Origin of the sequence: Rhizobium sp. Root1334, from assembly GCF_001426665.1 — a bacterium.
Lineage (GTDB): Bacteria > Pseudomonadota > Alphaproteobacteria > Rhizobiales > Rhizobiaceae > Pararhizobium.
The window spans coordinates 131,734-143,096 of sequence record NZ_LMEY01000009.1 but is presented as its reverse complement, the minus strand read 5'-3'; the positions used below and the strand labels follow the sequence as shown (position 1 = coordinate 143,096).

Below are 11,363 nucleotides of genomic sequence, written 5' to 3'. Positions count from 1 at the left end.
TATCACTGGCCGACACGGGCTTATGTTGGGCAATACGGTTTGGATTCGCGGAGTTCGTCTTCAACGAGAGCCCTGGATCGGCCTTGCGTGACGCGCTCCATTCATGCGGCAAGCCGCCAATCAGATGTGATTGACGGCCTGCCTGACGCGATTAATCAAAGGTTTTCGGCCGGTTTCGCGCCCTTGAAGCGTAGAAGCCTGAGTGCATTCAACGTCACGAGCGCGGTGGCGCCGGTGTCGGCGAGAACAGCGATCCAGAGACCCGTGAAGCCGAGGACACTGGTGACGAGGAAGAAGCCCTTCAACGCCAGGGCAAAGACCACATTCTGATGGATGTTGGCCATGGTGGCACGCGAAAGGGCAACGAGATGGGCGACGTCGGTGACGCGGCTCTGCAGAAGTGCAGCATCCGCCGTTTCGATCGCAACATCGGTGCCGCCACCCATGGCGATGCCGACATCGGCCGCCGCCAGAGCGGGGGCATCGTTGATGCCGTCGCCGACCATGGCGACCTTGGATTTCTGTTTCATCCCGTTTACGAGATCAAGCTTGTCCTGAGGCAGCAATTCGGACTTCCAGTCGATCCCGAGATCCTTGGCGATCGCCTGGGCAGTGCGTCGATTGTCGCCGGTCAACATGACGGAGCGTACCCCCATTGCCTTGAGCTGGGCCACACCCTCACGCGCATCGCCTCGCGGCTCGTCACGCAGGGCAAAAAGACCAAGAACTTCTTTCGTCTGCTCGTCAAAAAGCACCGCGACGGTGTTGCCGCCATCTTCAAGTTTTTCGATGGCGCTGGTTTCCAGAACCCCGACCGATGCCGCCTGAGCAGCATGGTTCGGAGAGCTGACAGCAAGGCGGCGGCCGGTGACGGTTGCATGGACCGCCTTGCCCGCCGTTGCAAATGCGTCGGCCACAGGAGGGATAAGAAGACCGCCAGCCTCAGCGCGTCCGACAATCGCTTTCGCCAGCGGATGGTTCGACCCCATCTCCACCGCTGCTGCGAGGGCGATGACGTCGTTTTCTTCATTCTTCCCGCAAACAAAGACTTCAGTGACGCGCGGCTTGCCCTCGGTCAACGTGCCGGTCTTATCGAAGGCGACGGCGTTCACCTTGCCGATGGTTTCGAGCGCATTGCCCCCTTTGATCAGAAGACCGCGACGTGTGGCGACGGCCAGACCCGAGGCGATCGCTGCAGGGGTGGACAGGACCAGCGCACAGGGGCAAGCGATCAGCAACAAAGCGAGGCCACGATAGAGCCACGTATCCCAGTCTCCGCCCATAGCCAGGGGTGGCAAGACGATAATCAGGGCAGCGATCAGCATTACGGCAGGGGTGTAATAGCGGCTGAACTTCTCAATGAAACGCGCGGTCGGCGCCTTGGAGGACTGAGCCTGCTCAACGAGATGGATGATGCGCGAGATGGTGTTGTCGGCAGCCGCCTTCTCGACGCGAACCTGCAGAACACCATCGACGTTGATCGAACCGGCGAAAATACTGTCACCGATTGTTTTTGCACGTGGCATGGATTCACCGGTGACGGGAGATTCGTCGAGGCTGGAGGTTCCCTTGACGATTTGCCCATCTGCAGGAACACGGTCGCCAGGACGCACAAGCACGAGATCGTTCACGCACAAGGAAACCGCAGGAACGCTACGTTGGCTGCCATCGGGATACAGCAGAACCGCCGTTTTTGGCACGAGGGATGCCAACGCCCTGATGCCGGCCCTCGCCCGTCCTGCGGCGACGCTTTCCAGCAGTTCGCCGACGGCGAACAAGAATACGACCGCAGCGGCCTCTTCCGCCTCGCCGATCACAAGGGCACCGATTGCGGCCACCGACATCAGCGTCTCGATCGAGAACGGAGACCCGGACATTGCAAGCGCGAAGGCCTTGCGGGCGAACGGAACAACCCCTGCCACGACGGCAGCGGCAAAGATCCATTCGGCATAGAGCGGGATGAATTGGGCAATGGCATATGCCGATCCCATAAGTGACCCGAGTCCGATGACATGCTTGCCCTTGCGGGTCTGCCACCAGCGCTGATTGCGCATTTCCGGCATCGGTGTGGCTTCAAAAGTTGCGTCGGACAATGATGATAGCTGGCGTGTGCCGGACACCCCGAAACCGAGGCCCTTGATCATCCGCTCAATGTCACCGACCGTGGTTGTCAAACTGGGCGAAAGGGTGAGCTCGAGCGTTTCCGTCGTGAAGTCCACGCGCACATCGGAGACGTCCCGCATGCGGGCCAGCGCAACCTCGATCTTGCCGACGCAACTGGCGCAATCCATACCCTCGACCCGCATCGACACGTTGGGGGGAGAAGCTGGAGCTACTCTTGGGGCAATAGTACGCGCGGCAGAATCATGTCCGCCGCACCTTCCGTGATCATGATGGTCGTGCCCGTGATCATGTTTATGACCCTCGTTGCTGCAAAGCCCGTGATCATCGTGCGCCCCATGGTCGTGATCGTCGTGATGATCGCCGGAACAACCCGTGTGGTCATGCGCAACATGGGAGCTTATGCGCTCGGCGGGCACGGCGGATGCCGATAACTCCGTCACCTCGAACCCGAGCGAACGGATTTTCTTTGCAATATCCTTGCCTGTCGTCTTGCTGGAAGGAGCGCGCGACAGAGATAACGTCTCGTTGGCGAAGTTGACGGCGACGTCGGAGATTCCGCCCAAACGGCTCAGCGCAGTCTCGATCTTACCGACGCAGCTTGCGCAATCCATTCCATCGACGCGAAAGACGAGCCGTTCACCTCCGCCCGCAGTTAAGAGTGATGTTGTCATTCCAATCTCCCTTCTCGCCGGCGCAGCCGGGCGTACTCGCCCTGTTGACCTGTGCGGCTTAGAAGGAAGTCACTATCATAATTGAACATCTATTCAAGTGTATGTAATCAAAATTTCCCGGAACTGTCTTCGTCGCCAAACGTGCGCTTGATCCAGTGCCGTAGTTGAGCCAGCTTACTCGTCCGCGTGATCCTCCGAAATGTGCGTTACCATGTCCTGCAGCACCTGACTGACGTGCAGGTCAGCGATCTCGTAGAATATCTGCTTGGCCTGACGCACGCCCTTGACAAGGCGTGCGCCGCGCAAGAGGCGCAGGTGATGGCTGACAAGGGACAGCGACAGATCCAGTCTTTCCGCGATATCGCCCACCGATACCGGCCCGGCCAGACAAGTAAGAATGATCCTCAGCCGGGACGGATCGCCGAGCAGACGAAAGGTTTCCGCCAGAATTGTGATCTCGTTCTGCGACAGAGAGGAATGATCCAAGAAATGATCGGGAACAGCCGCACCGACTTGCCTTGCAAGTTCATCCTGAATTGCACTGCTTGTTTTCGGCTTATGAGAGGTCATATTTTTGAACTACCTGTAGACGGGACGACGCTCGCAGGCTCGTTCAGAGCGAGAATTGGTCCACATTGATATGTCGAGCTGCCAATCTAGAGCGCTTCATCTTTAAACGGAAGCATTTTGCCGGAAGGAATCTCCGCCAGAAGCAAGGCGGTTAGCGAAGAGCCCACCAGAATGGCTTCCGTTTAAAGATGAAGCGCTCGAGCCAAAGTGCGAGCAATCGCAACAACGACGATGTCGCTACTCAACAGCAAAAGCACCAGAACCCCGGTGTTTCACCCACCACGGAGTGAAACTACGACCCCGCTTGTGGAACGTAGAGACGGCGCCCTCAAGCCCCCCCATACGGGATTTTGGCGGCCAGCTGTGTGCGCCGCTCGAAAAGTCCGTTGCAGCGCAACAACACCGCTTGACCTTGCAAGTGTTGGAAGCCGCACCCTGACGGCAGTGTTTCTCCACCCGGCGGCTCTCCGAACGCCAGGTGCTAGCAAAATCATGTCGACTTCAGAGAAAGCAAAACCATGACGAAAGCCAACCCAACGAACATTCTCATCTACACGACCCCGACCTGCCCGGACTGTCATGCGCTCAAGCACTGGCTCGCCCAGCAGGGGTTAGCCTACGAAGAGCGCGACCTGACCAATCCGCAGATCGCAGAAGAGGCAAAGACCCGCACGGGCGTACGGGTAGCTCCCATCACCATTGTCGGCTCCGATGTCTTCCACGGAGCATTCCAGAACCAGAAGCCGGGCCTGATGAAGGTGCTCGGGCTGACGCAGGACATGTGAGGAAACGGACATGGCAGCCAAACACGTCGATATCCGCCAAGCCCGGATCAGCCTCGAAATCCAGGACGGACAGACAATACTTGATGCGGCGCTCGCCGCCAGCATTCCCTTTCCTCATGGCTGCAAGTCCGGCCGTTGCGGCTCCTGCAAGTCCCGGCTGATCGAAGGCGAGGTAGAACTCCTCAAGCATTCGCGCTTCGCGCTTACCGATGAAGAGAAAGCCGACGGCCTTATCCTGCCCTGCAGGGCGCTGCCCCAGACGGATGCGGCCGTGGCCTGGCTGGGTAGCGACCACGACGTCAACCAGGCCCCACGGCGGCTGAATGGTATCGTGACCTTGCTTGATGATCTCACCCACGACATCAAACTGGTTCGGATTACGCCCGAGGACGGGGCTCCTTTGCTGTTTGCAGCCGGGCAATATGCGCAGATCGGCTTCGATGGCGTTCCTGCCCGCAGCTATTCCATGGCCAACGCACATGGCGACGACGGTCTCGAATTTCACATTCGCCGTGTTCCGGGAGGAGCAACCTCAGAGCATGTGCACAATGCGCTGAAGACCGGCGATAAGATAACGCTCGAAATGCCCCTGGGTTCTTCTTCCCTGCGCCAGCATCATTCCGGCCCCATCCTGTGCATTGCTGGCGGCTCCGGGCTTGCGCCTGTCAAGTCTATCGTGGAAACCGCCCTCACCCACGGTATGAAGCAGCCAATTCATGTCTATTTCGGCGTTCGAGCCGAGCGTGACCTCTACCTCGTCGAACATTTCCGGGCTCTCGCCAAGCGGCACCCCAATCTGACCTTCGCGCCCGTGCTGTCCGAGGCGCAGTCCGCGCAATACCGAAGCGGCTTCGTGACGCAGGCAGTGGCGGAGGACCTGCACAACCTCGACGGTTGGAAAGCCTATGTCGCCGGCCCGCCGCCGATGGTGGACGCTGCAATGGAAATGGCCTTTGCGCGCGGAATGCAAAAGAAGGACATGCACGCCGATGTATTCTTTACACCGGAAGATCTGCCCGTGCTGACCACAGGGGAATGATGCCAACGGCGGCGATGTGCGCCGAGCACTCGCCGTCCTTCAACGATAAAGACCCACCGCGAACAGCGTCGCGGTGGGTCTTTATTTCTCTCGCTGAACCGGATCAGGCTCGAACATCAATCGTACCCATCATGCCGAACTGTTCGTGCTCGAGCATGTGGCAATGATACATGCGTGGGCCTGGCATATCCTGGCGCAGCAGTATCCGGAACGTCTCGCCTGCCACGATATTCACGGTATCATTCCAGGCGCGATAGAGCGGCATGGTGATCTTCCCGCCCTTTTTCGTGCTCGACAATCTGAAACTGCGTCCCGCGCATGTGGAACGGATGATCCATGTCCGCCTCGTTGACGATTCGGTGCCAATCCTGAGATTGGTCAGCATGAGATCGTGTCGCGGTATTCCGGCGCGATCGGATCATCCTTTGGTTTGACGCTAAAAATTCCGGCGAGACCACGATAGACCTGCTCCGCAGTCAGTTATCTTTCGCGGGGCGAATTACCCGGCGCACGAAATCCGGATGATGCAGCGTCTTACTCTGATCTATAGCGATCTTCGATTTCGCTCCAGTACGGCATGCCGACGATGTCCTTGAATTCCTCGAAACCGATACGGTGCCCTCGCAGCTTGAAATCTCCGACTGCGATGTCCTGCAGCACGGCCTGCATTGTCTTCACCGCATGCATCATCATCGAAATGCCGTAGATCACAATGCGGAAGCCCATCTGATCGAGTTCAGCCGGCGACAGCAACGGTGTCCGGCCACCTTCGAGCATGTTGGCGAGATGGATCGTGGGAAGTTCCCGTGTAATCTGTTCCATTTCGTCAACATTGAGGGGCGCCTCGATGAAAAGCCCATCGGCCCCAGCCTTCAAATACCGATCCCCCCGCCGCACGGCCTCGTCGAGATCGTAGACCTCGCGGGCGTCCGTGCGTGCGATAAGGAAGGTTCTAGGGTCCAGACGCTCAGCAGCTGCTGCACGGATGTTTGCTTCCATCTTGGCCGTGGAAAGCAGTTCCTTGCCGGCGATATGACCACAGCGCTTTGGACTTATCTGATCCTCGAAGAAGATCGCCTGTGCACCGGGGCGTTCATACGAATGAAGAAGATGGACGATATTCTTCTGATCGCCGTATTCGTTGTCGGCGTCGAGGACCACCGGCAGACCGACGCCGCCATGATATCGCGATAGGCTGCTGTGAATTCACCTTGCGCCAAAAGACCGCTGTCAGGCAGCGCATGGCGAGCGCCGACGACTGGGAAGCCTCCGATGAAATACGCTTGGAAGCCCGCGAGCTTAATCATTCGGGCGGACAAGGCATCGTGCGCGCCCGGGAGGACCAACGGCCGGGACTGTGCGACGAGACTGCGGAAATGTTGGATCGTGGTCATGTTTGCGTTTCCATTGTTGGGTCGAAACCGGCGCGTTGGCCACGGTAACGACAGGCACACCTTCACCGTCCACCCGACGATGAGCCGGGCGGTTGGGCATTTCTCTGGGACAACGCCGGGCTGACATGCGCGGCGCCGATCTGGACTGCTAGTTTCTCACGATGCCTACCGCATCGAGTTCAAAGATGCAGGGATGTAGGGACCCGCATTCATTGTCGTGGTGGTGACCAGTGCTGGATCCGCGTCAGGCATCTCAGCCCTGGCGATGCGGCACCACGCCTCCATGGACGCGCGGTCGCGTGGATAAACGCCAAGCCGCACAATGTCCGCCGGCTTGACGCCGGCCGATCCGAGCATCGAGACTATTCGTTTCACCACCGACGTCGTCTGCGGGATCAGCGCCCGGCCCTCGTCATTTTCCCAGGCACCATCCACGCCGCGGAACTCAGGTGCGTAAGCAACCTCGCCGGAGGTGAAGGCCAGATTCCCTACTTTGACGACGGGAGTGTAGAGACCGAATGGCTGGCTGACATCCCGGGAAATATTGACGACTTCCAGCCCCCGCGCCCGGTCAGCGATGCCGACACATTCGAAAACCAGGTCGACGTCGCTGGAGCAGCCGATATCGGTAATCTGAATGGTCGTTGCGGGGGGCACCTCCCGGCTAGGATTAGCATAGACAACACGACGCACTGCTTCGAAAGAGGTGAAGGCCTTCATGTGCATGCGGACATAGCCGTTCATCTTGACCAGACGACCTAGCAGGCTACTGCAAAATGGTCTGTTCGGTTGTTTTTAATGACCCACTGCCGCAAGGGCGCAACGTCTCCAATCTGGACGCGCATTTGAAGCGTCTCGGCAGCCCGAATTTCACGCACCTGCTAATCAACGCCCCCAAATGTCCCTTCGCGCATTTCCAGCAAGACGGGCATGTGATGATCTCCATTTTTTATGGCTTGAGGACAACTTAGACGCAGGCGTCCTTCTTGCGAGGAACGTCTTGTAGAGGTCCGGCCCCTCTTCCAAGCTGCCGGTATGGGTCAACGGATCGATTTCGCCGTTCTGGATACGATCCATCAGCATCGGCAGGTAGTGCTGGACGGGGGCCGGGCCATTTCGAAGGTAAGGCCGCGGTTGATGGCCGGCACTCAGCCGGTGCTGGAGTCCGTAGTTTCGCTGGTCGACGTGGTCCACGCACGGGTCCCCTGGCAACCAACTTGCCAGCTGAAGGAACAGACGGAAGGAAGTTCAAATGAAGCCAATGCTCGCTCCTTGCCGGTGCACGGAGTAGCCAAAGCTGAGAACGTGATGCCATCACGGGTAACTCAGGTCCAAACCAAGCATCCTGCTAAGGACGAACGCTAACAGCACTACTGCCAAAACCGCTAAAAGGAAGGCTGCAGCAATCATCCCGCTCGCGCGTAGCGCAGCTCGCCTTTCTTCCTTCCCCCCCTGGTCGTAGTGCCACTTGATTGCGAAGAACATGCCCGCGCCTAATCCGAGGGCTTTGAACGTGCCGAAGGCAATAGGTACCCAATCCATAATGAAGACTCTCAAGTGAATCAGCTACGCGCGTTATGATTTCAACTTAGGCAAACGTAGCAATGTTTAGATGTAACGGCAGGGGCTATTTGTAGGTTCGAATAACGATTGACCTGTTTGCCCCAACAGTTTGTTTGAACTAAGCGGCTGCCGACATGAACTGCATGGGGTGACGACCGGACTGTGTAATCGAAGCCCTCGGCTTCCGGCTCCGCGCGTCAAAGCGGTCTCAATTCGGAACTCGTGTGCGATTGCAGGTGTTAATGTTAAACGCGTTCAGTGTGCCATTGCGAGGCTTTTGATTGAGCATCGCGGTCGATTTTTCGCTCTTCCGCCTTAAAGCAAAACCGGCTCCTTATAAGCCAGCCTTTCAACAATCGAATGGGCAGAAGGCAAGCCAGAAGCACGGGTGGGAGGGCGATGAAGAGGTGCACCCAGATGGAGGGCGAATAAGCAACTTGGATTCGGCACACCAGCGCCACGCCTGTTAAGCAAATGAAGCAGATCAAAAGGAACGCCAGAGGGTCAGTCGGCTTGGCGGAGGAGTTTTCGAGACCACGTCCCGACCCTCTTTTGCTCAGTGACAACGGAGGCGATTTGTCAGTCATTGTTCCAGATTCCTAGAATTGATTGGATGCATTTATGCATACATTGTCCTATCAATATCGCCCACAATTCAAATTGTCGCAGGGTTGGTGGCTATCGTCAGCTGATTGACTGATGCGAGGTCTGGCCCACGCATTCGAGCGACCTTTTGCCGGTTCTCATTGGTGTTCAGCTGGATCAGACTGACGACTGCAAACTATTCACAAGGGCGTAGGGCGTCAGTTCATGCACCAGCGGACGCTAGAGGCGGTCAATGCCGAACCCCAGAGGTTCGTATCGAACGGACGGCGGTACCATGGCCTAACGCTCTCCAGCCGGAGATATAGCCCGCCAGGCTGAAACGAACGATTTTGCGGACTTACGAACTTCGGAAGCTGTGCGGCCAGGTCGATACAGCCCGCCCCCAATGCCGAACCCCGCTTCAGCCTCGAAGCCCAAAAGCTCATGTTGCAACCCTCATCGCGCTTGAATTCTCAGGTCGGGTCTCGTTCGCTCGTTCCGCTTCCCTGCCGACGGAACTCCCAGTCGATTTTCCCTTCCTCGGCTTTGTAGAAATACTGGCTGTTGACTAACCAGCCTTTGAGCGGTCGCAGAGGCAAAAGACAGGCGGCCAAGACCAAAGGTACTGATGTAAGAAGATGTACCCAGATGGGAGGCGTGTATTCCACCTCGATATAGCAGGCGACTGCGACAGCAGGAATGCATGTAAAACATATAACGAAGAAGGCAGGCCCATCGGCAGGATCAGCAAAGGAATAATCCAGGCCACAGACATCACATCTGGGCTTCAGAGAAAGAAACCCATCAAAGATATGACCCTGCCCACACCGTGGACAAAGGCCTTTAATGCCAGTCCGAATTGGCGGCAGCGGGGGCCATTCACTTGCCATCGTCTTTCCTTTCGATTTTAGATTATATGTGCTATCAATGCATACATTAATGCGATCAATACGGAAAGATTACAAAATGCCGCACATACAACCTGTATGGGCTGAACCCTTGGCGCGACCGCGAGTTCCCTACCATTAAAAAAGCTTGACCAGCTTGACCGACAGAACGTCTCCACGGTAAGTGCCAAGTCCTCCAGCCCAGTAGATCAGCGAAATCTGGGCGGTAAGATTTCACGGCTTTACGGATGCTATGCTTTGCGACAACTGCGAGACGCTTCCAGATAATGCCCATACAATCAGCAAATCAAATACAATAGGACTTCCAATGGTTGGGACATCATGGACGCCAAGACTCGACACGAAGGATAGCCCCATCTACCTGGCAATCGCTGACGCACTTGCCACGGATATTGCAAGTGGGCGGCTTGCGGAGGGTGCTCGGCTTCCGACGCAGCGCAGGCTAGCTGGCGATCTAGACATTGACTTCACCACGGTGAGCCGCGCCTATGCCGAAGCCCGAAGCCGAGGGCTGGTAGAAGGAAGGGTTGGCCAAGGCACATATGTCAGAACGCGACCGAGCCGGTTGTCCAGCCCACAGCCTTCCGGCTTGGTCGACATGAGCATGAACCTGCCGCCGCGTTTCGATAACACAGCACTCACGCGCCGGATCTGGGACGTAACGAAGGACCTTGAAGCCGAAGGACTTGATCTTTTGATGCGGTACCAGGAGCCTGGCGGGATCATGCGGGACCGTGTGACTGCAACATCGTGGCTTATGAAACGTCTCTCCGACGTTTCTGCAGACCGGATCCTGATTACGGCAGGTGCTCAGGGGGGGCTGCATGCCATATTGAGCGTCCTCGCAGAACCGGGGGATACGGTTTGCGCCGAAGAACTGACTTATCCAGGCTTCCGCTCGGTAGCTTCGCATTTGAAGCTCAAGTTGCTGCCGCTGGAAATGGACGAACAGGGCTTGCTTCCAGAGGCATTCGCGAAGGCCTGCCAAAAAACAAAGCCAAAAGCTCTCTATTGCATGCCGACGCTCCATAACCCTACCTCCCGCACGATGCCGCACGGTCGCCGCCTTGAGCTGGTGGAGTTGGCGCGCACGTACAACGTCCCTATTATCGAAGATGATGCCTACGGTGCTTTAGTTTCTGATGCGCCCACGCCGCTCGCTGTTCTCGCGCCGGAAATTGTCTATCACGTGGCCAGTTTGTCCAAGTGTTTATCTCCAGCCTTGCGGGTCGCCTACGTCGCGGTGCCCAGCGGGCGTAGTCCAAGAGTCGCTAGCGCCATCCGCGCGTCCGCCTCGCTGGTTTCACCTCTTACCAGTGCGACTGCATCACGTTGGATCGAGAGTGGGGTAGCAGATGCGATCTGCCGAGCAATCATTCAGGAAACTGCGGCCAGAGTTCAGGTCATGAAGGCGATGTTGCCTTACGAGGTTGAAGTTTCCCCTGGTGGGTTCCACGTCTGGCTTACCGTACCGAAACCATGGTCGAGAGGCGAACTGGTCTCGGCGCTTCGCTCTGTGGGAGTCGGTATCGTTTCAAGTGACGCTTTTGCGCTGTCACGACCTCCGGAGGCTGTAAGACTTGGACTAGGGGCTCCAGCAACAATGAAGGAATTGACGCATAGTCTTTCGCTTCTGGCCGATCTCCTTGCCCAGGAGCCTGCCCTTTCAACGACAATAATTTGAATCTCGCATCACCTGCCGATGATATCTCACGGGTGAAATT

The 11,363-nt window shown here is 57.3% G+C and carries 10 protein-coding genes and 3 pseudogenes; 4 read left to right on the top strand and 9 right to left on the bottom strand.

All coding sequences use genetic code 11. From position 1 onward, the window contains the following. Window positions 1-155 precede the first annotated feature (155 nt). Window positions 156-2,795: a heavy metal translocating P-type ATPase gene (locus ASD36_RS13355; RefSeq protein WP_082562795.1), complete on the bottom strand. Its 2,640-nt coding sequence runs from the start codon at window positions 2,793-2,795 to the stop codon at window positions 156-158. A 174-nt stretch (window positions 2,796-2,969) separates the two neighbouring features. Then, the gene (locus ASD36_RS13345) at window positions 2,970-3,365 is read right to left on the bottom strand and encodes a metalloregulator ArsR/SmtB family transcription factor (RefSeq protein WP_082562794.1); all 396 of its coding nucleotides are present in this window, start codon (window positions 3,363-3,365) and stop codon (window positions 2,970-2,972) included. Window positions 3,366-3,883: 518 nt separating this feature from the next. On the opposite strand from ASD36_RS13345, the gene ASD36_RS13340 reads away from it, so the two are divergent. Further along, the gene (locus ASD36_RS13340; RefSeq protein ID WP_060509267.1) at window positions 3,884-4,150 is read left to right on the top strand and encodes a glutaredoxin family protein; all 267 of its coding nucleotides are present in this window, start codon (window positions 3,884-3,886) and stop codon (window positions 4,148-4,150) included. Window positions 4,151-4,160: 10 nt separating this feature from the next. Next, window positions 4,161-5,189: a 2Fe-2S iron-sulfur cluster-binding protein gene (locus tag ASD36_RS13335; protein ID WP_060509265.1), complete on the top strand. Its 1,029-nt coding sequence runs from the start codon at window positions 4,161-4,163 to the stop codon at window positions 5,187-5,189. Between the two features lie 103 nt (window positions 5,190-5,292). On the opposite strand, the gene ASD36_RS31435 is transcribed toward ASD36_RS13335, so the two are convergent. The 4 genes and pseudogenes from ASD36_RS31435 to ASD36_RS13325 form a co-directional block, all read right to left on the bottom strand. Further along, a complete protein-coding gene (locus tag ASD36_RS31435; RefSeq protein ID WP_244489823.1) occupies window positions 5,293-5,487 on the bottom strand; it encodes a multicopper oxidase domain-containing protein in 195 nt (64 codons plus the stop codon). Further along, a complete protein-coding gene (locus ASD36_RS31690) occupies window positions 5,429-5,611 on the bottom strand; it encodes a multicopper oxidase domain-containing protein (RefSeq protein WP_277995998.1) in 183 nt (60 codons plus the stop codon). The genes ASD36_RS31435 and ASD36_RS31690 overlap by 59 nt, the downstream gene beginning before the upstream one ends. Before the next feature lie 112 nt (window positions 5,612-5,723). Continuing rightward, a pseudogene (locus ASD36_RS13330) lies at window positions 5,724-6,583 on the bottom strand (isocitrate lyase/PEP mutase family protein). A 165-nt stretch (window positions 6,584-6,748) separates the two neighbouring features. Next, on the bottom strand, window positions 6,749-7,327 hold the full coding sequence (locus ASD36_RS13325) for a Rid family hydrolase (protein ID WP_060509261.1): 579 nt from the start codon (window positions 7,325-7,327) through the stop codon (window positions 6,749-6,751). Between the two features lie 53 nt (window positions 7,328-7,380). Between ASD36_RS13325 and ASD36_RS30055 the strand changes: the two are divergent. Further along, window positions 7,381-7,518: pseudogene (locus tag ASD36_RS30055) on the top strand (catalase); the annotation flags it as partial. A 32-nt stretch (window positions 7,519-7,550) separates the two neighbouring features. Here the strand turns inward: ASD36_RS30055 and ASD36_RS31430 are convergent. The 3 genes and pseudogenes from ASD36_RS31430 to ASD36_RS30040 form a co-directional block, all read right to left on the bottom strand. Continuing rightward, window positions 7,551-7,725 (bottom strand): annotated as a pseudogene (locus ASD36_RS31430) (glutathione-dependent formaldehyde dehydrogenase); the annotation flags it as partial. 666 nt (window positions 7,726-8,391) lie between these two features. Further along, window positions 8,392-8,733 carry a DUF983 domain-containing protein gene (locus ASD36_RS30045; RefSeq protein ID WP_082562792.1) on the bottom strand — a complete coding sequence of 114 codons (342 nt, stop codon included), beginning with the start codon at window positions 8,731-8,733 and terminating at the stop codon, window positions 8,392-8,394. Between the two features lie 471 nt (window positions 8,734-9,204). Then, a complete protein-coding gene (locus tag ASD36_RS30040; RefSeq protein WP_082562791.1) occupies window positions 9,205-9,621 on the bottom strand; it encodes a DUF983 domain-containing protein in 417 nt (138 codons plus the stop codon). A 325-nt stretch (window positions 9,622-9,946) separates the two neighbouring features. On the opposite strand from ASD36_RS30040, the gene ASD36_RS13315 reads away from it, so the two are divergent. Next, window positions 9,947-11,323: a PLP-dependent aminotransferase family protein gene (locus tag ASD36_RS13315; protein ID WP_060509256.1), complete on the top strand. Its 1,377-nt coding sequence runs from the start codon at window positions 9,947-9,949 to the stop codon at window positions 11,321-11,323. Window positions 11,324-11,363 lie beyond the last annotated feature (40 nt).